This window comes from Roseobacter sinensis, from assembly GCF_025755255.1.
GTDB classification, from domain to species: domain Bacteria; phylum Pseudomonadota; class Alphaproteobacteria; order Rhodobacterales; family Rhodobacteraceae; genus Roseobacter; species Roseobacter sinensis.
Genome location: NZ_JALIEB010000002.1, coordinates 155,626 through 173,016, shown reverse-complemented (window position 1 = coordinate 173,016; position 17,391 = coordinate 155,626). Strand labels below are relative to the sequence as shown.

The window sequence follows — 17,391 nt, the reverse complement described above, 5'->3', positions numbered from 1 at the left end:
GCGCGCGCTTTTGCAATAATGGGTGCGAATGCCCGCCCGGAACAGGAGGAGATCAGATGAACGTCGAGACACCAATCCTGAACGCCAAGGACGCCCCCGATCTGGGCGCGTTCGACTGGTCGGATCCGTTCCGGCTGAACGATCAACTGGCAGAAGACGAGCGCATGATCCGCGACAGCGCGCAGGCCTATGCGCAGGAAAAGCTTCAGCCGCGCATCATCGAGGCCTTCGAGAAGGAACTCACCGACCCCGAGATTTTCCGCGACATGGGTGAGATGGGGCTTCTGGGGGTCACCTGCCCCGAGACCTACGGCGGTCTGGGCGGCTCTTACGTCTCCTATGGTCTCGTGGCGCGAGAGATCGAACGTGTGGACAGCGGGTACCGCTCGATGATGTCGGTGCAGTCGAGCCTCGTGATCTACCCGATCTATGCCTATGGCTCCGAGGCGCAGCGGGAGAAGTATCTGCCGAAGCTCTGTGCCGGCGAATGGATTGGATGTTTCGGCCTGACCGAGCCCGATGCGGGCTCTGATCCTGCGGGCATGAAGACGCGCGCCGAGAAGACGGCCACGGGGTATCGTCTGACGGGCTCGAAGATGTGGATCTCGAATGCGCCCATCGCCGATGTTTTCGTGGTCTGGGCAAAGTCCGAGGCCCATGACGGCAAGATCCGCGGTTTCGTTCTGGACAAGGGACTGAAAGGGTTGTCGGCGCCGAAGGTGGGCAACAAACTCTCCTTACGCGCCTCCGTGACCGGCGAAATTGTCATGGATGGCGTTGAGGTCGGTGAAGAGGCCCTGCTGCCGAACGTTCAGGGGCTGAAAGGGCCGTTCGGGTGCCTGAACCGTGCGCGTTATGGCATCAGCTGGGGCACGATGGGGGCTGCGGAGTTCTGCTGGCACGCGGCGCGTCAATACGGGCTCGACCGCAAGCAGTTCGGCAAACCGATCGCCGGCACACAACTTTACCAGAAGAAGCTGGCGGATATGCAGACCGAGATCGCTTTGGGTTTGCAGGCCTCGCTGCAGGTCGGCCGGTTGATGGATCGGGCCGAGGCCGCGCCCGAGATGATTTCGATTGTCAAGCGCAACAACTGCGGCAAGGCGCTGGAGATTGCGCGGATGGCGCGGGACATGCATGGCGGCAACGGCATTTCAGGCGAGTTCCAAGTGATCCGCCACATGATGAACCTCGAGACGGTGAATACCTACGAGGGCACCCATGATGTGCACGCGCTGATCCTGGGGCGTGCGCAGACCGGCCTGCAGGCGTTTTTCTGATCGGTTGAGGGGGCTGTCTGCCCCCGCCCGCCTGCGGCGGACTCCCCCGAGGATATTTTTGGCCAGAAGAAGCCGGCGCGCAGCAGACCGGGTGCAAAGAGAGAGGCAGGGATGGACCGCGTCGAGATCGTCCACACCAATTTTCTCAGGCGAGTTGCGGCGGAGGATTTTCCGGACGGGGCCGCGCCCGCGGGTCCGCTGCGTCCGGATGAGGCGCTGCGGCTCTACCGGGCGCAGGTGACGAGCCGTGCGCTCGATATTCAGAGCCGTGCGATGCAGAAGGCAGGGCAGGGGTTCTATACCATCGGCTCCTCGGGACATGAGGGCATGGCCGCTGTCGCCCATGCCCTGCGGGTCGATGACATCGCCTTCCTGCACTACCGCGATGCGGCCTTTCAGCTCGCGCGCGCCGATCAGGCGGGGCAGCCTGGCATGATGCGCGACATGCTGCTGAGCTTCGCCTGTTCCTCGGATGACCCCACCAGCGGCGGGCGACACAAGGTCTTGGGCAGCAAGCCGCTGATGATCCCGCCGCAGACCTCGACCATCGCCAGCCATCTGCCGAAGGCGCTGGGGGCGGCCTATAGCCTGGGGCTCGCGCGGCGGCAGGCGCCGGAACATCGGGCCCTGCCCGAGGACGGCATTGCGATGGTCAGCTTCGGCGATGCCTCCGTCAACCACTCCACTGCGCAGGGGACGATCAATGCCGCGGGCTGGACATCGGTGCAGGGGGCGGCTCTGCCTCTGCTGATGGTGTGCGAGGACAATGGCATCGGCATCTCCACCAAGACGCCCCCGGGGTGGATCAAGGCCTCGCTGCAGCATCGGCCCGGGTTGCGGTATTTCGAGGCCAACGCGCTCGATCTCTTCGAGACCTATGCCGTCGCATCCGAGGCCGCCGACTACGTCCGGCGTCAGCGCAAGCCCGCACTCCTGCACCTGCGGATGGTCCGGCTCTATGGTCATGCGGGGGCGGATGTCGCCACCAGCTATCTGCCACGGGCGGAGGTCGAGGCGGAGGAGGCGAACGACCCGCTGCTGCATTCTGCCCGTCTTTTGGTGCAAGCGGGCGCGGCCTCGCCGGACGATCTGGCCCGGATCTACGACGAGACGCTGACGGCGGTTGCGGTCGAGGCTGCCAAGGTGGCGGAGCGGCCGCATCTCACCACCGCGCAGGACGTGATGGCCAGCCTGGTCCCGCCGCGCCGCCCCTGTGCTGCCACAAACGGTCCGGATCCGGAGACGCGTGCCGCGACCTTCGGCAGTGACATGGGCCAGATGGACAGCCCCCAGCCGATGTCGCGCATCATCAACTGGGCGCTGCATGATCTGATGCTGACCCATCCCGAGACGCTGATCATGGGCGAGGATGTGGGCCGCAAGGGCGGGGTCTACGGCGTCACGCAGAAGCTGCAGAGCCGCTTTGGCGCCACCCGTGTCATCGACACGCTGCTCGATGAGCAATCGATCCTCGGGCTGGCCATCGGCACCGCGCATAACGGCTTTGTCCCGATGCCTGAGATCCAGTTCCTCGCCTATCTGCACAATGCCGAGGACCAGCTGCGCGGCGAGGCGGCGACGCTGCCCTTCTTCAGCCGCGGGCAGTGGACCAACCCGATGGTGCTGCGCATCGCCGGGCTCGGGTACCAGAAAGGCTTTGGCGGGCATTTCCACAACGATAACTCGCTTGCGGTGCTGCGCGATATTCCGGGGCTGGTGATTGCCTGCCCGTCGAGCGGCGCCGAGGCTGCCATGATGCTGCGCGAATGCCACCGCCTCGCGCGCGACGAACAACGCGTCTGCGTGGTGGTCGAGCCCATTGCGCTCTACCCCATGCGCGATCTGCATGATCCGGGCGATGGGGCCTGGATGACGCGCTACCCCGCGCCTGACCAGCGCGCAGCGCTTGGGGAGGTCGGGGTTCATGGGCAGGGGGGCGATGTGGCCATCGTGACCTACGGGAACGGGTATTACTTGGCGCGCCAGGGGCAAAAGCTGTTGCAGCAAGACGGGATCGCCACCCGTGTCATCGACCTGCGCTGGCTGGCGCCACTGCCCGAAGCCGCGCTGCTTGAGGCGATCAAACCCTGCGCCCATGTGCTGATCGTGGATGAATGCCGCCGCACCGGCGGGCAGGCGGAGGCGCTGATGGCGCTGATGTCCGAGCATGGTCGGACCGCTACACGCTATACCGCCGAGGACAGCTTCATCGCCACGGGCCCGGCCTATGCCGCCACGCTGCCCTCGCGCGATGGGATTGTCGCTGCCGTGAGGGCCTTAAGCTGACATCGCGTTGGACCGGGCGATCAGATCCACCCCCATCTGATCCATCAGGTCCATGTAATCGAGCAGCACCCAGTTCTCGGCGATCTTGCCGCCGGCGCAGCGGTAGAAATCCATCACCCGCAGCGTGAGCCGCTGGCCCGTCGGCGGCACGCCCAGATAGGACCCCTGATGCGTCATCGTCATCGACGGCCAGCCCGAGATGGCGGCGTAGTTCCCATCTCCGATCCGACAGTAGTGGTTGCCGCCCTTCCGGTCGGGGAAGGCGCTCAGAAACGGCGCGCGGTGATCCTTCACGAACCCCTCCCAGCGGTAGTTCGAGCCGATGCCGCAGGGCCCGTACCACATCATATCCTCTGCCCAATAGCCGTCTGGGCCGGTCTGGCCACGCGATGCCCCGGTTGTGGGGTCATAGAGGTGCAGATCACCCAGCATCGCCTCCACCAGATCAAGGCTCGCGCTGCCATCTCCTGTCTGCGGCAGCACCCCGTCGTGGGTCGCGGGGCCCGGGAACAGTGTCTCCAGCCCGAGCAACCCGCCAAAAGGATCGCGCCCCGCTTGCCGCATCAGATCCGGCAAATCGAGGATGATTCGCGCCTGGGTTATGCGCCCGTTCGCCACTCTGTAGAATTCGCCGGCGCGCAAAAACGCCAGCCGGCCGGAGGGATTCATGCCAAAAAATGCAGCATCGAAGGTGCCGACGTAGTGCGTGACGGTCGCGATCCACTGCCCGCCTGCGGCACGGCGGTTGGCCCCTCCGATGAATATTTCGTCCCTTCGGTAGACGTGCCGCAACGCAGCGCGCAGAGGGTCGTAGAAGCCCTGAATGATGTCGTCGAGCCCCTCCAGACGACCCAAGGGATGCGAGATTTCAAAGACGCAGGCCGGGTCCAGCACACCCGCGCAGGCCCGCCGCAGCGCGGCATCGTTACCGGCAAGAACAGTGTTTAAGATATCATGAATCTCGTGTCGCAGATCGGGCATTCTAAGGGATCCTGGAGGTCGTCATCGGGGTTTGCACACGTGTGCAAAAAATCCTTGCCAAGCGCCGTCGGTGATGTCTAGCGTGATTTCAATCCGACAAAATCGGGTCTGCGACAGTGGGGGACACATGGCCGAAATCCAGTTGCGCAACGTCAACAAGCGATGGGGCAGCTTCGTTGGTGTCGACAATTTCGACCTCACCATTGCCGATCAGGAGTTTCTCGTGCTGTTGGGTCCGTCAGGCTGCGGCAAGACGACCACGATGCGCATGATCGCAGGGCTCGAGGATGCGACCGAGGGCGAAATCGTGATTGACGGGCGCGTCGTGAACGACCTCGACCCCAAGGATCGCGACGTCGCAATGGTGTTCCAGTCCTACGGGCTTTACCCCAACATGAACGTCTACGAGAACATCCGCTTCCCGCTCAAGGTCCGCAAGGTGCCCGAGGCCGAACATGATGAGCGGGTGCGCCGGGCCTCGGCCATGGTGGAGCTCGACGATTTCCTGCATCGCAAACCCGCCGAGCTGTCGGGCGGTCAACGTCAGCGCGTGGCGCTCGCCCGGGCGATCGTGCGCGAGCCGAACGTCTTCCTGATGGACGAGCCGCTGTCGAACCTCGACGCCAAGCTTCGGGTGTCGACCCGCGCGCAGATCAAGAACCTCAGTCACGAGCTGAAGGTCACCACCGTCTACGTGACCCACGACCAGATCGAGGCGATGACGCTGGCGGATCGTGTGGTGGTGATGAAGCAGGGCAAGGTCCAGCAGGTCGGCACGCCGACCGAGATCTACGACCACCCCGCGAACACCTTCGTGGCGAGCTTCATCGGCAGCCCCGCGATGAACCTGATGGACGGCGAGATGCGCGACGGCACGTTCATCGGCGACAAGGTTTCGATCTCGGGTCTCTCGGGTCCCGATGGTCCGGTCACCCTGGGGTTCCGCGCCGAGGACGCGACGCTCGCGGAAGATGCAGGCGGACAGATCACCGCGCCGATCTACACCATCGAGCTTCTGGGCGACGCGACGATGCTCACGGTGCGCGCGGGCGGCCAGCTTGTCTCGGTGAAAGCGCACAAGGAATTCCGGGCGGAGATCGGCGAGACGGTGTCTTTCAACGTGCCGGTCGGTATCTGCCACCTCTTCGACACCGATACAGGCATGCGCGCGGAACGAGATGAGCACCACCGCGCGCAGAGCGCCTGACCCGATACGCCCCTGCTCAGGGGGCCAACCAACGGGTGCAGCCTTGCAAGATGCACCCCGCAAAACTGCAAAAGGGAGTTTGCAAATGTTTTTGAAAAAAATCGCACTGGCGGGTGTTGTCTCGCTGATGGGGAGCGCGGCGCTGGCCTGCTCCTATCAAAACGAGGTGCCGATCAAGTCGCTCAGCGCGGGCTTTGAAGCCTGGAAAGCGGTGACGGACGCCATGGCCGAATGCGGAAATTTCCAGGCCGAGCTGGATCAGGAGTTCCGGACCAAGCAGCCCGCGGCGTTTGAGGCGAACCCCTCGCTCTACCACATCGGCGGCGTCTCCAACGGCACCATCACGCCGCTCCTGAACGCGGGTACCATTCGTCCGCTCGATGATCTGGTCGAAAAATACGGGGCAAACCTCAGCCCCAACCAGCTGATCCGGATCAACGGTCAGATCATGGCCGTGGCGATGATGGTGAACACGCAGCACCTGATGTACCGATCCGACATTCTGGCCGATCTGGGCATCGAGACACCCACCACGTGGGACGAGGTCTATGCCGCCGCCGAGAAGATCAAGGAGGCAGGTGTGGTCGAATATCCGCTAGGGGCCACGATGAAATCCGGCTGGAACCTCGCGCAGGAGTTCGTCAACCTCTACCCCGGCCACGGCGGCACCTTCTTCAACGACGACAACACCACCGCGGTGAACTCGGAGGCTGGCCTGGCGTCCCTCGAGACGATGAAGAAGGCGCTGGAATTCACCGACCCCGAGGTGCTGGTCAGCGACTCGACCTATGTGCAGCAGCAGTTCCAACAGGGCAAGATTGCCATGGCGAACCTCTGGGCCAGCCGGGCAGGTGCCATGAACGATGAAGCGGAAAGCCAGGTGGTGGGCAAGGTCGCGATGGCGGCGGCGCCCAAGGCCACGGCCGATGGGGCGCCTGCCACCACGCTGTGGTGGGACGGCATCGTGATCGCCAAGAACATCTCCGATGAGGAAGCGGAGGCCGCCTTCCGTCTGGCCATGGAAGGGCTGGACACGGAGATGGTGCAGGGGGCCAACGATGCGGCCATCTGGCTGGTAGGCGGCTACGAGCCGACCGAGATCGCCGCCGGTGCAATCGCCACGGCGACGGCCAATCCGGCGCCGCCGGCATACCCCTCGACCACCCAGATGGGCCTGCTGCATACCGCACTTGGCAACGAGCTGCCGGCCTTCCTGACCGGCGAGCGCGACGCGGCTGCGACCCTTGCGGCCGTCGAAGAGGCCTACACGACCTCCGCCAAGGAAGCGGGCGTGCTCGAGTAAGCGGGCGCTGGCCGGGTGCGCCCGGCCAGCCCTTTTGCCAGTGGGTCGGTCAGCATCGCCGGACGGGCGTTTTGCAGATCCCCACGGCCCCTTTGCAAACCGGTTTGCCGCAAGGAGAACAGCGTGAAATTCAAGACATTTGCAGCCTTCGTCGGGCCATCCGTCTTCATGATGCTGCTCTTCATCGCGGCCCCGCTGGTCAGCGTTTTCATTCAGAGTTTTCAGGTCACCCAGCCGATCCTCGAACGGGTCGAGGTCGAGACCTGTACACCAGGTTTCCTGACGCAGACCTGCACGACCGAGGTCAAGACGGTCCCGGTGCTGGATGAGACCGGCAAGACGGTGACCGAAACGCGGTGGGTCGGTTTGCAAAGCTACAAAAACGTCCTGCAAATGGACAAGTTCTGGGACGCGGTCGGCCAGGGAAGCTGGAATGACATGATGCAGGTCGACTTCTGGCGCGCCCTGCGCTTCACGCTGACCTACACGCTGCTGACCCTGCCTCTGGTGCTCGGCGTCGGCCTCGCGATCGCCATTGCGGTCAACAACGCCACACGTTCGATCCGCGGGCCGATCATCTTCATCTCGCTCCTGCCCTTTATCATCACTCCGGTGATCGGCGCCCTCTCGATCTACTGGCTCTTCGTCGGCGACGGCATTCTGACCGCGCTGATGGAGCGCTGGTCCGGCCAGAACATCTCCATGTTCGCCCAAGCCTGGACCATCGAGCTGCTGATGTATTTCTACAAGGTCTGGAGTTCCGCGCCCTTCGCCTTCGTGATCTTCTATGCCGGCCTGCAGACCGTGAACATGGACACGCTGGAATCCGCCGTGATCGACGGCGCCAGCCGGTGGGAGCGTCTGCGCCATGTGATCATCCCGCATCTGATGCCGCTGATCGTCTTCATCGCGCTGATCCATCTGATGGACACCTACCGCGAATTCGAAGCGATTGTCGGCTTCCGCAGCCAGGCGCATGTGATCTCGCTGCAGTGGCTGACCTACGACTTCATGACACCGGATGACGCCGGCAACCGGGCGATGAGCCGCGCCTCCGCCTCGGCCATGCTGACCATGATCGGGATCGTTCTCCTGCTGATCCTGCCACTGCGCCGCACCTGGCGCGACCACAAAGGGAGCGCGCACTGATGTCGACGTCCAAGGCCATGCAGCAGTCCGCCGCGCTGCGCCTCTCCTCCGGTGCCTTCCTCGCCTTCTGGTGCCTGCTCGCCGCCTTCCCGATCTTCTGGATCGCGGTGATGAGCTTCAAATCTCCCGTGGACGCCTTCGCCGACAGCCCCTGGGACGTGATTTTTGGCCCGGTCACCCGCGCGGGCGGCGATGGGCTCTCGGTGCTCGACATCCTCCTCGGCCTGGTCGTGCTCTTCTTCGCGATACGCTGGGCCTTCACGCGTCTGCCCGGCCTGGTGCAGCAGTACTGCCCGCCCGGCCTGATCGTGCTTGGCTGGCTTGTCGGCGCGCTGGTCTATGCCATTGCCTTTATCCTGGTCTTCTTCGGTCTCCTGCCGATCATCCTCGGCCCGCTCAACAGCCTCCTCGGCCCGCTCGGCACGCCGGTCATCGGCCTCACAACCGACCATTACGTCGCCGTCTGGGCCGAGAACGAATTTTACCGCAACTTCCTCAACTCCATGCTGGTGACGGCGGGCGTTGTCACCATCTCGCTCACGGTAGGCACGCTTGCGGGCTACGGGCTCGCCCGCTCCGGCTCCGACCTGGCGTTCTGGCTCCTGATCCTCGCCCTGATCTTCCGCGCGCTGCCGCACTCAGTGCTCGTCGCGGGTTACCTGCCGGTCTTCATCAACTCCTCTGAAATCCTGCGGCCTATCTTCGGCGAAGGCGCGCCCACGCTCTACGGCCAGCCCTGGGCGGTGATCGCGGTTCTCGTCTCGATCAACCAGCCCTTCACCATCTGGATGCTGCGCAGCTTCTTCCAGAACATTCCCGCCGAGCTGGACGAGGCCGCCCGGGTCGATGGCTGTTCGCATTTCCAGGCCTTCCGCCGGGTGATCATGCCGGTCATGTGGCCGGGCGTCATTACCACCGGGCTCTTCTCGTTCCTGCTGGGGTACAACGACTTCCTCGTCACCTCGCTGCTGCTCGATGCGCAGAACCAGACGATGGTTCCGGCCATCGCCGGGTACTTCAACCGCGAGACCACCACGACCGACCAGGTGGAGGCCGTGGCCGCCGCAGTCTCCATCACCGCGCCATTGTTCCTGCTGGTCATGGTCTTCCAGCGTCAGATCGTGTCGGGGCTCACAGCGGGGGCGGTCAAGGGATGAGCGTTCGCGTGCGACCTGTCGAGGGCTCCGCTCCTGCGCGGCTTGGACGCGCGACAAGCGCGGTCTCCTTCTGCGAGGATCCGCCTTTCACCCGTCTTCAAATACTCAAATCCCGAGGCCAGCCATGAAGGGCAGCCGCCCCGAACAGGCCGCGCTCAGCCGCAACACGGACATGAGCCAGACCGACGCGACCCGCGCCGTGATCGAAGCTATGGTCGACGGGCTGAACGACCACCGCATCGACGACATCGGTGCCTTCTTTGCCGAGACTTTCCGCTGGAGGGGCAACCAAGGCTGTGGCACGAAAAACGGGCTGCGGGAGTTCCAGGACAACTGGCAACGCCCCTTCCAGGCGGCGTTTTCCGACAAGGTCTGTGTCGATGAGGCGCGGCTCTACATGGGCGAATGGGCGGCGGCCTTCGGGCGACAGGAGGCGACGCACTCCGGCCCGTTCATGGGGGTGGCCCCCACCGGCAAGCGCGTGGACATTCGGTACATGGACTTCTGGAAGGTCGAGGACGGCAGGATCACCGACAATTGGGTGATGGTCGATTTCCCGCATGTTCTGGCCCAGCTCGGCGTCGATGTTTTCGGCGGTGAGGGCTGGGAAGCCTTTGACCGGGGCGAGAAACGCCCGCCCCGGCCCGATCAATGAGGTGAGTGATGGCAATTGAGTATCTCAAACGCGGCAAGCCCGAGGCCGAGCGCGCTGAGGAGGATGCCAAGACGCGGGCGGCGGTCGAGGCGACGCTCGCCGATATCGAGGCGCGCGGCGATGCGGCGGTCCGCGCGCTGAGCGAGAAGTTCGACAGCTACACCCCGGCCTCCTTCCGGCTGAGCCCGTCCGAGATCGACGATCTGATCGCGCAACTCTCCCCGCGCGAACTCGCAGACATCACCTTCGCCCAGGAGCAGGTGCGCAACTTCGCGCAAGCGCAACGCGACTCGATGTTGGACATTGAAGTGGAGACGATGCCGGGCGTGATCCTCGGGCACAAGAACATCCCCGTGCAGTCTGTGGGCTGCTACGTGCCCGGCGGCAAGTTTCCGATGGTGGCCTCGGCGCATATGTCTGTGGCGACGGCCAGCGTGGCCAAGGTCCCGCGCATCATCGCCTGTACGCCGCCGTTCCAGGGGAAGCCGAACCCGGGGGTGATCGCCGCCATGCATCTGGGGGGCGCGCATGAGATTTACGTGATGGGCGGCATCCAGGCGGTGGGCGCGATGGCGCTGGGGACGGAGACGATTGACCCCGTGCACATGATCGTCGGCCCCGGCAACGCCTTCGTCGCCGAGGCCAAGCGTCAGCTCTTCGGCCGGGTCGGCATCGACCTTTTCGCAGGCCCCACGGAGACCATGGTGATCGCCGACGCCACCGTCGATGCGGAGATGTGCGCGACGGATCTGCTGGGGCAAGCCGAGCATGGCTACAACTCACCCGCGGTGCTGCTCACGAACTCGCGCAAACTGGCGCAGGAGACGCTCGCGGAGATTGAGCGCATCCTCGAGATCCTGCCCACAGCCGAGACCGCGCGGGTGAGCTGGAAAGAATATGGCGAAGTCATCCTCTGTGACAGCTATGACGAGATGCTGTGGGTCGCCGATGACGTGGCCTCGGAGCACGTGCAGGTCATGACGGACCGCGACGACTGGTTCCTCGAGCATATGACCTGTTATGGCGCGCTGTTCCTGGGTCCGCGCACCAATGTCGCCAATGGCGACAAGGTGATCGGCACCAACCACACGCTGCCGACCAAGAAGGCGGGGCGCTATACAGGCGGGCTCTGGGTTGGCAAGTTCCTGAAAACGCACAGCTATCAGAAGGTCACGACGGATGCGGCAGCCGCCGAGATCGGCGCTTACGGTTCTCGGCTCTGCATGTTGGAGGGTTTTGTCGGTCATGCGGAGCAGTGCAACCTGCGGGTCCGCCGGTATGGCGGGGTGAATGTGCCTTACGGTGAGGGTGCGCCGGCGCTGGACGCCGCCGAATAGCGGGGGCTCTGCCCCCGGCGCGCTGCGCCTCCCCCGGGATATTTTTGGCCAGAAGAAGACATGGACGCACATTCCTATCATAAAGAGTTTCTCGCGCCGCTGCGGGCGGCAATGTACGACTTCGATCTCGGCGAGCTTCGCACCGTGCTGCGTGGCCTCTGCGTGCCGGATGCGGTGTTTCGTCTGGCTTTTCCGTTTGAGACGGTCGAAGGCATCGACGCTTATGTGGAGGCTGCCTATGCACCGCTTCTGCGCGCGGTCCCCGATATGGAGCGGCGCGATCACATCGTGATGGCGGGGCCGACGCCTGAAGGGGTCGATTGGGTCGGCTGCGGCGGGTTCTATACCGGCACCTTCCGCGCGCCCTGGCTGGATATTCCCCCTACCGGGCATCTGGTGCACATGCGGTTCCACGAATTCTATCGCTTCGAGGACGGCAAGATCGTCGAGATGCAGGCACTCTGGGATCTGCCGGAGGTGATGATGCAGGCGGGGGCCTGGCCGATGGTGCCATCTTTGGGGCGGGAGTGGCATGTGCCGGGGCCTGCCACCTGCGACGGGCTGGTGCCGGGGCCTTACGACGCGGAGCAGGGCGCTGCCACCTGCCGGCACATCGTCGACATGCTGGCGCATCTGAAACGCCACCCGTCGCAGGGCGGGCCCGAGGTCATGGAGATGGAGCGCTTCTGGCATCCGCGCATGACCTGGTATGGACCCTGCGGCATAGGCACCGGGCGCGGCATCGAAGGCTTCCGCAAGTGGCACCAGATCCCCTTCCTGAACGGGATGCCGGATCGGGGGCAGTATCTCGACGAGGTCGAGTATCATTTCTTCGGCGATCGGAACTATGCGGCCGTGACCGGCTGGCCCGATATGGTCCAGTCGATCACCCACGGCGGCTGGCTGGGCATCGCGCCCACGGGCAAGAAAATCGAGATGCGCAGCTTGGATTTCTGGCGGGTGGAAAACGGGTTGATCCGCGAGAATTGGGTTATGGTCGACCTTTTGCACATGTACGACCAGATCGGTGTGGATGTGCTGGCGCGGATGCGCGAGTTCAACAAGGCCCGCGTTGGGTTTGATCAGGAGACAGGGGTTGCCTCGTGAGTGAACTGCCCCGGACGCCGAGCTTTGATTTGACGGGCAAGCGTGCCTTGGTCACTGGGGCGTCGTCGGGCATTGGCCTGGGGTGTGCTGTGGCGCTTGCGGAGGCGGGCGCCCATGTGGTCTGTGCCGCGCGGCGCGCGGAGCTGCTGCAGGAGGCGGTGGATGCGATGGCGGTCCAGGGGTGGTCCGCGCAAGCCCTGCCGCTCGACCAGAGCGACGTCAGCGCCCTCGCCGCAGCCTTCGACGCGCCCTTCGACATCGTGGTCAACTCCGCCGGGCTCGCGCGGCATTCCCCGGCCACGGAGACCACGCCCGAGGATTATGACGCGGTCATGAACCTCAACCTGCGCGGCGCCTACTTTCTCTCTGTCGAGGCTGCCAAAGCGCTGATCGCGCAGGGAAAACCCGGCTCCATCATCCATGTCTCCAGCCAGATGGGGCATGTGGGGGGCGTCGACCGTGCGGTCTATTGCGCGTCGAAACACGGGCTCGAAGGCATGGTCAAGGCCATGGCCATCGAATGGGGCAAGGCAGGCATTCGCATCAACACCATCTGCCCGACTTTCATCCGCACGCCACTCAGCCAGGTCACCTTCGACACTCCCGAGCGCCTCGCCTGGATCCTTGACAAGATCAAGCTGCCGCGCGTCGGCGAGGTCGAGGACATCATGGGGGCGGTCCTGTTTCTCGCCTCCGACGCCTCGGCGATGGTCACCGGCACCTCGATGCTCATTGACGGTGGCTGGACCGCGGGCTGATGAGCAAGGTGACCGCCCTCGATGTGGCCGAAAAGGCCGGGGTCAGCCGCTCTGCGGTGAGCCGGGTGTTCACGCCCGGCGCCTCCGTGAGCAAGGGCACGGCGGAGAAGGTGCGCAAGGCGGCTGACGCGCTTGGCTACCGCCCGAATGTGCTCGCCCGCTCGCTGATCACCGGGCGCAGCCGGATCATCGGGCTCGTCGTTGCCTACCTGGAAAACCAGTTCTACCCCGAGGCCATCGAGCGGCTCAGCAAAGCGCTGCAGGCCGAGGGCTATCACGTGCTTGTCTTCATGGCTTCGAACGACACCGCGGCCACGCAGACGGTCATCGACGAGTTGCTCGACTACCAGGTCGATGCGATCATCGCTGCCTCCGTGGGCCTGTCCAACGATCTCACCCAGCGCTGCGAGGGCCTCGGCATTCCCATCGTGCTCTTCAACCGGCACCAGTATGACGACCGGCTGACCTCCATCGCCTCGGACAATGAGGCCGGCGGGCGCAAGCTGGCAGACTTTCTGATCGCAGGCGGGCATAAACGCATCGCGCATATCGCCGGCTGGGAAGGCGCCTCGACCCAGATCGACCGCGAACGCGGCTTCATCGCCGGGCTGGAGGCGGCGGGGATGACCATGTATGCTCGCGGCTTGGGAAATTTCGACTTTGAGACGGCTAAAGAGGCCGCGCGTAAGATGTTCAAGCGGGCCAATCCCCCCGATGCCGTTTTCGTCGCCAATGATCACATGGCCTTCGCGGTGATGGATGTGCTGCGCTACGAGCTGGGCCTCAGCGTGCCGCAGGATGTCTCGGTCGTCGGCTATGACGATGTGAGCCTGTCGCACTGGCCCAGCTATGATCTGACCACCGTGCGGCAGCCCGCCGGGCGCATGGTCGCCGCCACGGTCGAGGTGCTGATGGCGCGCCTCAATGACGACGACATGGCTCCGCGTCGCATCACGCTCGATGGCCCGCTTATCATCCGCGGCTCCGCCCGCGCACCCAAAGGACAGACTTCATGAAAGGCTTCGATCCGAAGTTTCGCGATTTCCCCGACTACATCATCGGGATCACCAAGGAGATCTGGGAGGATCGCGGCATCGCGACCCTGCACCAGTATTACTCTGACGATATCGTGGTGCGCTCGCCCGCGTCCGTGGTGGTCGGCAATGCGAACGTCATTGGTGCCACCATGGCCACGCTCGCCGAGTTCCCCGACAGGACGCTTCTGGGTGAGGACGTGATCTGGTCCGGCACGCCGGAGGAGGGGATGCTGAGTTCGCACCGGCTGCTCAGCACCGCGACCCACGCGCATGACGGGGTCTATGGCACCGCGACGGGCAAGAAGCTGACCTACCGCATTCTTGCGGACTGCCACGCGATCGACAATCAGATCAACGATGAATGGCTGATCCGCGATCAGGGCGCCATCGTCCGCCAACTGGGGTGGGAGCCGAAAGCCTATGCCGCCGATCTCATCGCGCGCGAAGGCGGCCCCGAGGCCTGCGTGCCGCCGCTTACCCCCGCGACCGATCAGCCGGGCCCGTATAAGGGCCGGGGCAATGACAACGAATGGGGTGCCAGATACGCCGATCTCCTCACCCGGATCATGGGGGCGGATATGGCAGCGATCCCCGCCGAGTACGACCGCGCAGTTCAGGTGGAGTACCCCGGCGGGCACACGGGCCACAGCCACGGCGATGTGGATCAGTTCTGGATGGGTCTGCGCGCGGCCTTTCCCGATGCCACTTTCCAGATCGACCACCAGATCGGGCGCGAGGACCCGATGATGCCGCCGCGTGCCGCGCTGCGCTGGTCGCTGCATGGCACACACTCCGGCTGGGGCCGCTTTGGCGCGCCCACGGGGGCCGAGGTCTATTTACTCGGCATTAGCCATGCGGAATTCGGCCCTTGGGGTCTGCGCCGCGAATATGTCATCTTCGACGAGACCACGATCTGGAAACAGATTCTGCTGCAGACCGGAGAGCTCTGATGCCCCTCGCGATGGGCGAACCTTTACGACGGTATCACATCTGGCGGGCGTCTCTGCGCGCCCGCCGTCTGAACCTGCGTCCGCCGGGGATGGGGTGATCGCGCATCCCCAATTTCCCATTCAGACAAGGACCAGTGATATGACACCCCAAGAGATGGAAACCCGCATCGTCCGTTACGGCGATCTGAGGCCCTGCAAGACCGCCTTCATTGACGCGCATACGCCCGGTTCCGACCAGAAGGAGAACTTCACGATCATCGGCGGCGGCGTCTCCGAAAGCCCCGACCAGCACGTGCATATCTCCATCCCGCATGGCTTCAACATCGGCGCCGCGGGCCAGCCGCCCAAATGCCGCAACTCGCTGCACAGCCACCGCACGGCGGAGGTGTTCTTTGTGCTCAAGGGCCGCTGGCGCTTCTTCTGGGGCCGATGGGGCGACGCGGGCGAGGTGATGCTGGAGGAAGGCGACATCTTCAACATTCCCACCGGCATTTTCCGCGGCTTCGAGAACATCGGCGATGACTACGGGATGATCATGGCGATCCTCGGCGGGGACGACGCGGGCGGCGGTGTGATCTGGGCCCCGCAGGTGATCGAGGATGCGGCGGATCACGGGCTGGTGCTTTCTGAGGAGGGCAAGCTCTACGACACGAAGAAGGGCGAGGCGCTGCCCGAGGGGGTGAAGCTCATGCCGCTGCTCTCCGAGGAGGAGCTGAAAACCTACCCCGAGCCCACCACGGCGGAAGTGGTGCCCGGCTATGTGGCGCGCTACTGGGATATGGTGGCGCTGGCCGACCGCACACCGGCCAAGGTCATCGGCCCGGATGCGATGCTGCGCGACCGCCCCGGCTTCGAGGTGGCGCTGCTGACGCGCGGTTCCGCGACCGAAGAGATGCACCAGCATGACCGCCCCTCGGTACTGATGCCAGTCACTGGCCACTGGCGGGTCACCTGGGAGGGCGGCAGCGCTACCCTGGCGCCCGGCGATACGATGTCAGTGCCCGAAGGCCTCATGCACACAGCGGTGCCCTCGATGACCGGCGCGGCCGCGCTCTACCATATCATCGGCACCGACGATCCCGCAGGATCCACATGGCACGGCTGATCGCAGCCCTGCTGATCGCGCTGCTGCCGCTCCCGGCGGCGGGGCAACAGGTCTGGACGCCGGGGAGCTACGACAACGGTGATTTCTTCTTCGGCACCGCCACGCTGCCCGATTTTTCCGTGGCGCTCTCCTGCGGCGAGCGCTCGCCCATGCGCCCGGATTGGCAGGGCCCGCAGGACATGCACGCGACTGTGACCGCACCGGGGGCTCTCCAGATGCGGTTTTCCAAACAAGTCCTCGGCCCCCCGCGCGATGAGCTCGGCAATGAAACCCGCGACGTCAAGATCATCGCAGGTGGCACCACGTTTCAGCTTCCGCCAGTGAGCTTCGACTACTTTGATGATGCGTGGACAGTGGCTCTCTCGGCATCCGACCCATTCTTTCCGGCACTCATGCAGGCGAACGGCTTTCAGGTGGAGAGTTTTCTGGGGCGCGTCAACATTCCGACCACCGGACTGCAAAGCGCCTGGCTGCAGCTCATTGATTTCTGCGCGGGTAAATTCCGCGACATCGGTCTGGGCTGGGCGCCAAGCCCGCCGGGGGCTGCGGGGCTTGCCCCGCAGCCCCCGGCGGGCTCCCCGGCTCAACCGCCTGCGCCCACACCGGCAAACGATGCGATGGTGGATGTCGCCTACACCCACGTCACGCGGGTCTGTGGTCGCCAGCCGGTGACACGGGGCCCGGGCCATCTGCTCATCGGCAACATCGACGGAGATGGCCGCAACGACGTGGTCATCTGGTGGGATGCGATCGACTGCGGCCCGCCGCTTGCGCGACCCGTCTGCGGCGCGGCTCAGTGCCTCGTCGAAACTTTTCTCACTGCCGCCTGGACCGGCACGCCCGAGCAATTCTATGCCGCCTCCGCCTCCGTCGTGCGCGGCTCGAATGGGCTCGATCTTCTGCAGACCACCGGCCGGCTCGCTGTCTGCAACGACCCTGCCGCCCCACCCGACTGCATTTTTTACCACGGCTGGTCGGGCGGTCGGTTTCAACGGCTGAATTGAAGCATGTTGCATCAGCCGAACATCAACAAACGACGAAACCCGCGCTCAAACGCACCGAGCGGCAGCGGTCTTTCG

At 64.5% G+C, this 17,391-nt stretch carries 15 protein-coding genes; 14 read left to right on the top strand and 1 reads right to left on the bottom strand.

What is annotated here, in order from left to right; translation table 11 throughout:
* Nucleotides 1–56: 56 nt before the first annotated feature.
* Nucleotides 57–1,280, top strand: a complete 1,224-nt coding sequence (locus tag MUB52_RS03725) for an acyl-CoA dehydrogenase (RefSeq protein ID WP_263842849.1) — start codon at nt 57–59, stop codon at nt 1,278–1,280.
* Between the two features lie 111 nt (nt 1,281–1,391).
* Nucleotides 1,392–3,566, top strand: coding sequence for a thiamine pyrophosphate-dependent enzyme (locus MUB52_RS03720; protein ID WP_263842848.1), 2,175 nt, complete (start codon nt 1,392–1,394; stop codon nt 3,564–3,566).
* Here MUB52_RS03720 and MUB52_RS03715 read toward each other — a convergent pair.
* Nucleotides 3,558–4,547, bottom strand: a complete 990-nt coding sequence (locus tag MUB52_RS03715) for a nuclear transport factor 2 family protein (RefSeq protein ID WP_263842847.1) — start codon at nt 4,545–4,547, stop codon at nt 3,558–3,560. The genes MUB52_RS03720 and MUB52_RS03715 overlap by 9 nt on opposite strands.
* Before the next feature lie 127 nt (nt 4,548–4,674).
* Between MUB52_RS03715 and MUB52_RS03710 the strand changes: the two genes are divergently transcribed.
* From MUB52_RS03710 to MUB52_RS03655, 12 genes are all read left to right on the top strand, one after another.
* The gene (locus MUB52_RS03710) at nt 4,675–5,754 is read left to right on the top strand and encodes an ABC transporter ATP-binding protein (protein WP_263842846.1); all 1,080 of its coding nucleotides are present in this window, start codon (nt 4,675–4,677) and stop codon (nt 5,752–5,754) included.
* 85 nt (nt 5,755–5,839) lie between these two features.
* Nucleotides 5,840–7,057: an ABC transporter substrate-binding protein gene (locus MUB52_RS03705; RefSeq protein ID WP_263842845.1), complete on the top strand. Its 1,218-nt coding sequence runs from the start codon at nt 5,840–5,842 to the stop codon at nt 7,055–7,057.
* A 123-nt stretch (nt 7,058–7,180) separates the two neighbouring features.
* A complete protein-coding gene (locus tag MUB52_RS03700) occupies nt 7,181–8,206 on the top strand; it encodes a carbohydrate ABC transporter permease (protein WP_263842844.1) in 1,026 nt (341 codons plus the stop codon).
* Nucleotides 8,206–9,363: a carbohydrate ABC transporter permease gene (locus MUB52_RS03695; protein WP_263842843.1), complete on the top strand. Its 1,158-nt coding sequence runs from the start codon at nt 8,206–8,208 to the stop codon at nt 9,361–9,363. The genes MUB52_RS03700 and MUB52_RS03695 overlap by 1 nt, the downstream gene beginning before the upstream one ends.
* A gap of 124 nt (nt 9,364–9,487) precedes the next feature.
* Nucleotides 9,488–10,018 (top strand): ester cyclase, encoded by a 531-nt coding sequence (locus MUB52_RS03690; RefSeq protein ID WP_263842842.1) that lies wholly within the window; start codon nt 9,488–9,490, stop codon nt 10,016–10,018.
* An 8-nt stretch (nt 10,019–10,026) separates the two neighbouring features.
* Nucleotides 10,027–11,355: a histidinol dehydrogenase gene (gene hisD, locus MUB52_RS03685; RefSeq protein WP_263842841.1), complete on the top strand. Its 1,329-nt coding sequence runs from the start codon at nt 10,027–10,029 to the stop codon at nt 11,353–11,355.
* Between the two features lie 60 nt (nt 11,356–11,415).
* Nucleotides 11,416–12,462 carry an ester cyclase gene (locus MUB52_RS03680; protein ID WP_263842840.1) on the top strand — a complete coding sequence of 349 codons (1,047 nt, stop codon included), beginning with the start codon at nt 11,416–11,418 and terminating at the stop codon, nt 12,460–12,462.
* On the top strand, nt 12,459–13,220 hold the full coding sequence (locus tag MUB52_RS03675; protein ID WP_263842839.1) for an SDR family NAD(P)-dependent oxidoreductase: 762 nt from the start codon (nt 12,459–12,461) through the stop codon (nt 13,218–13,220). Before MUB52_RS03680 ends, MUB52_RS03675 begins: the two co-directional genes overlap by 4 nt.
* Complete coding sequence (locus tag MUB52_RS03670; protein ID WP_263842838.1) at nt 13,220–14,236, top strand: LacI family DNA-binding transcriptional regulator; 1,017 nt, start codon at nt 13,220–13,222, stop codon at nt 14,234–14,236. The genes MUB52_RS03675 and MUB52_RS03670 overlap by 1 nt, the downstream gene beginning before the upstream one ends.
* Nucleotides 14,233–15,207, top strand: coding sequence for a nuclear transport factor 2 family protein (locus MUB52_RS03665; RefSeq protein WP_263842837.1), 975 nt, complete (start codon nt 14,233–14,235; stop codon nt 15,205–15,207). Before MUB52_RS03670 ends, MUB52_RS03665 begins: the two co-directional genes overlap by 4 nt.
* A gap of 139 nt (nt 15,208–15,346) precedes the next feature.
* The gene (locus MUB52_RS03660) at nt 15,347–16,312 is read left to right on the top strand and encodes a cupin domain-containing protein (RefSeq protein WP_263842836.1); all 966 of its coding nucleotides are present in this window, start codon (nt 15,347–15,349) and stop codon (nt 16,310–16,312) included.
* A complete protein-coding gene (locus MUB52_RS03655) occupies nt 16,300–17,316 on the top strand; it encodes a hypothetical protein (RefSeq protein ID WP_263842835.1) in 1,017 nt (338 codons plus the stop codon). The genes MUB52_RS03660 and MUB52_RS03655 overlap by 13 nt, the downstream gene beginning before the upstream one ends.
* Nucleotides 17,317–17,391 lie beyond the last annotated feature (75 nt).

What these genes read in the sequence shown, in the direction of transcription:
- MUB52_RS03690 (WP_263842842.1), top strand. Translation starts at nt 9,488, where the DNA reads ATGAAGGGCAGCCGCCCCGAACAGGCCGCGCTCAGCCGCAACACGGAC.
- MUB52_RS03670 (WP_263842838.1), top strand. Translation starts at nt 13,220, where the DNA reads ATGAGCAAGGTGACCGCCCTCGATGTGGCCGAAAAGGCCGGGGTCAGC.
- MUB52_RS03680 (WP_263842840.1), top strand. Translation starts at nt 11,416, where the DNA reads ATGGACGCACATTCCTATCATAAAGAGTTTCTCGCGCCGCTGCGGGCG.
- MUB52_RS03665 (WP_263842837.1), top strand. Translation starts at nt 14,233, where the DNA reads ATGAAAGGCTTCGATCCGAAGTTTCGCGATTTCCCCGACTACATCATC.
- MUB52_RS03705 (WP_263842845.1), top strand. Translation starts at nt 5,840, where the DNA reads ATGTTTTTGAAAAAAATCGCACTGGCGGGTGTTGTCTCGCTGATGGGG.
- MUB52_RS03710 (WP_263842846.1), top strand. Translation starts at nt 4,675, where the DNA reads ATGGCCGAAATCCAGTTGCGCAACGTCAACAAGCGATGGGGCAGCTTC.
- MUB52_RS03725 (WP_263842849.1), top strand. Translation starts at nt 57, where the DNA reads ATGAACGTCGAGACACCAATCCTGAACGCCAAGGACGCCCCCGATCTG.
- MUB52_RS03660 (WP_263842836.1), top strand. Translation starts at nt 15,347, where the DNA reads ATGACACCCCAAGAGATGGAAACCCGCATCGTCCGTTACGGCGATCTG.
- MUB52_RS03695 (WP_263842843.1), top strand. Translation starts at nt 8,206, where the DNA reads ATGTCGACGTCCAAGGCCATGCAGCAGTCCGCCGCGCTGCGCCTCTCC.
- MUB52_RS03655 (WP_263842835.1), top strand. Translation starts at nt 16,300, where the DNA reads ATGGCACGGCTGATCGCAGCCCTGCTGATCGCGCTGCTGCCGCTCCCG.
- hisD (WP_263842841.1), top strand. Translation starts at nt 10,027, where the DNA reads ATGGCAATTGAGTATCTCAAACGCGGCAAGCCCGAGGCCGAGCGCGCT.
- MUB52_RS03715 (WP_263842847.1), bottom strand. Translation starts at nt 4,547, where the DNA reads ATGCCCGATCTGCGACACGAGATTCATGATATCTTAAACACTGTTCTT.
- MUB52_RS03720 (WP_263842848.1), top strand. Translation starts at nt 1,392, where the DNA reads ATGGACCGCGTCGAGATCGTCCACACCAATTTTCTCAGGCGAGTTGCG.